2 protein-coding genes are annotated in these 2,149 nt (G+C 71.2%); both read left to right on the top strand.

Annotation, left to right across the window (positions count from 1 at the left end):
* On the top strand, positions 1 to 995 hold a 995-nt coding region (locus IJH84_RS11335; RefSeq protein WP_295143734.1), incomplete at its 5' end, for a glycosyltransferase family 1 protein.
* Positions 996 to 1,494: 499 nt separating this feature from the next.
* Positions 1,495 to 2,149 (top strand): IniB N-terminal domain-containing protein (locus IJH84_RS11330; RefSeq protein WP_295143737.1); only part of this gene is annotated, 655 nt, incomplete at its 3' end.

Here is a 2,149-nt window from a genome sequence, read left to right as displayed (position 1 = left end):
GGTACGCGGCCGCGCTGACCCGCGAGCTCGGCCGGATGTCCGATGTGGACGTTCGAGCGGTCGGGTTCACCGCGCGCGGCCATCGCGCCATGCGCGACGCGGTTCCGCCCGGAGTGCGGGCGAGCGGCGTTCCGGTTCCCGCGCGAGCGCTGCGGGCGTCGTGGCACCGGGTTCCGTTCCCGCCGATCGAACTGCTCGCGGGGCGCGGCGACGTCGTGCACGGCACCAACTTCGTGCTGCCGCCGTCGGTGCGCGCCGGTGGCGTGCTGACCGTGCACGACCTGGCGTTCCTGGACGTGCCGGAAGAGGCTCCGGAGCCCGGCTTCGCCGATCTGGTGCGCACCTGCGCCCGCCGGGCGGCCGTGGTCTGCACGCCGAGCGCCGCGGTGGCCGAGGCCGTGCAAGAACGGTTCTCCGTGCCGGAGCGCAGGATCGTGGTGACCCCGCTGGGCGTGGACAACGAGTGGTTCGAGGCGGCACCGCCCGGCCCCGAACTGCACCGGCTCGGATTGCCGCAGCAGTACTTGGTGTTCGTCGGCACGGACGGCCCGCGCAAGGGACTCGACGTGCTGCTGCGCGCGCACGAGGCGAGCCTGCCGCCGCTGGTGCTCGCGGGCCCCGGCGAGCAACGGCCGGAAGCGAAGGTGCTGCACACCGGCTACCTGCCGGAACGCGAGCTGCGCAGCGTCGTGGCCGGCGCGCGGGCGTTGGTGCTGCCGTCCCGGGACGAGGGGTTCGGGCTGCCCGCGCTGGAGGCGCTGGCGTGCGGCGTTCCGGTCGTGTGCGCGGAGCTGCCCGCACTGCGGGAGATCACCGGCGGGCACGCGGATTTCGTGCCGTACGGGGATGTCGACGCGCTGCGGGCGGCACTGCACGACGTCGTGTCCCGCCCGGTGGACCGCCGGGCGGCCGCCGCACGTCGCGCCCACGCGGCCCGCTACACCTGGCGCGGTTGCGCCCGCGCGACGCTTCGCGCCTACGAGCTCGCGCGCTGAAACACGTCCGGTGCACCGGGTTTTCCTCATCGTGACCTCCGGGCGCGGACGGCCGTGGGAGGGTTCCCCGTGCTCGGCGACACAAAACCCCGCAGTTCCGGAATAGGCGCGTTCGGAGCCCGCGGGCATTCCGATTGGCCGGTCGCCGAATTTTCTCCGCTGGTTTTCGCCACACCCGCGAACGCAGTGCGGAACAGCACAAGATCAAAACCAATCGATTCGGGAAATGCGCCGTCCGCTGCTCAGATGAAGATCATTCGGCCCGACCCCCTAATAGTCGAATGAGCGCTAGGGGATCGGCCCCATGTCCGATCGCGCGGATCCGCGCCTAATCTTCGAGTCGTGGCGGGAACGCGCTGGTGGCGCGAGTCGCGGTGCGATCGGAATTCCGGGCGGGCGAACGAGACCGGTTCGCCGAGTGGATGTGCGGGCCGGATTCCGATGATCGCCGGAGCGTTCCGGCCACCTCCCCACCTGCTCGGCGAAGGACGTGACGGCGATGTTGACGGTGCACGAGTTCCTGTCCCGGCTCGTGACCGACGCAGCGGACCGCGCGTCGTTCCAGGAGGACCCGCGGGCCCACCTGGACCAGGCAGGACTGGCGGAGCTGAGCAATGCCGACGTCGTGCACGCGGCTTCGCTGGCACTCGATCACGCACCGGTCGAGCTCGTCGACGAGTACTTCCGGACGCTGCCTCCGGCACTGGTGCAACTCGCCGCCGACGGCCACGGAGTCGATGCGCACGACCTGATGCCGTTCCTGGTGAACGGCCCCGACGACATGGAGCTGGACATGACCACCCCCGACATCTTCGGCCCGCTCGGCGACGTGGACTCGATGCTGCGCGGCGAGGCGAGCTCGACCGAGGACAGCAACAACAGCACCGAGATGACCCGCACCGAAGACGGCGGCAACGGCAACGAGAGCCCGGCGGGCAACGGGAACGGCAACGGCAACGAGGTCATCGGCGACGTGAACACCGGTGACATCAGCGGTGTTGCCGGTGACCTGAACGCGGGCAACATCGCGGGCAACGGCGTCACCGACGTGGTCGGCGGCGTGCACGACGCCGTCGGCGGCGTGCAGGGCGGCGACGTCGCAGGTCAGCTGGACGGCCTGACCGGCCAGGTCGGCGACATCGCCGGTGCGCAGC

The sequence above is a fragment of the Saccharopolyspora sp. genome, from assembly GCF_017434145.1.
GTDB classification, from domain to species: domain Bacteria; phylum Actinomycetota; class Actinomycetes; order Mycobacteriales; family Pseudonocardiaceae; genus Saccharopolyspora_C; species Saccharopolyspora_C galaxeae.
The sequence above is the reverse complement of the archived record's forward strand: the minus strand, read 5'-3'. Positions and strand labels throughout refer to the sequence as shown.